The organism is Flavilitoribacter nigricans DSM 23189 = NBRC 102662 (assembly GCF_002646595.1).
In the GTDB taxonomy this organism is placed as follows: domain Bacteria; phylum Bacteroidota; class Bacteroidia; order Chitinophagales; family Saprospiraceae; genus Flavilitoribacter; species Flavilitoribacter nigricans.
Genome location: NZ_PDUD01000143.1, coordinates 1 through 501, shown reverse-complemented (window position 1 = coordinate 501; position 501 = coordinate 1). Strand labels below are relative to the sequence as shown.

The 501-nt window shown below is 40.9% G+C and carries 1 protein-coding gene; it reads right to left on the bottom strand.

Annotated elements, in window-relative coordinates; genetic code table 11:
• Positions 1-9 precede the first annotated feature (9 nt).
• Positions 10-456: a winged helix-turn-helix domain-containing protein gene (locus CRP01_RS41790; RefSeq protein WP_170110774.1), complete on the bottom strand. Its 447-nt coding sequence runs from the start codon at positions 454-456 to the stop codon at positions 10-12.
• Positions 457-501: the final 45 nt, after the last annotated feature.

Here is a 501-nt window from a genome sequence, read left to right as displayed (position 1 = left end):
ATTCTGTTTTCAGCTATCGCTTTTTTTTATGGCTGGAATCCGGTTCGTTTTAAAATCTTGGACTTGATCTTGATCCTGCCGATAATCTTTCCGCTGAGGAAGCTGACTGCTAAAGCCGATCTTCTTCATCAATTTCCAGATGTAGTTCTCATGGTAATGAACCCCAAACTTCTTTTCGATTAAGGCTTGGATACTCTTTTTGTTCCAATGACTAAATCCTATGGTGGAAACCGGATCATTCAACAACACCCTCTTGAGTTCGGATAGTTGAGCGGAGCTAAGCTTCGCTTTGGCGCCACGAGTCTCTTGCGTGGGTTCAGGGATATTCCTCTCTTTCTTCACGATAATCAAACTCACCGCACTCTGTGATAAATTATAAAACTTCCCAATCTCTTCCTGGCTATAGCCTTCCTGGTAGCGATCCCAGATCAATTGATTTCTTTCTTTTTTTGTCACGCTCTTTTTTAAATGTAAGTTACCAGTTTTTTGAGTGACTATCTA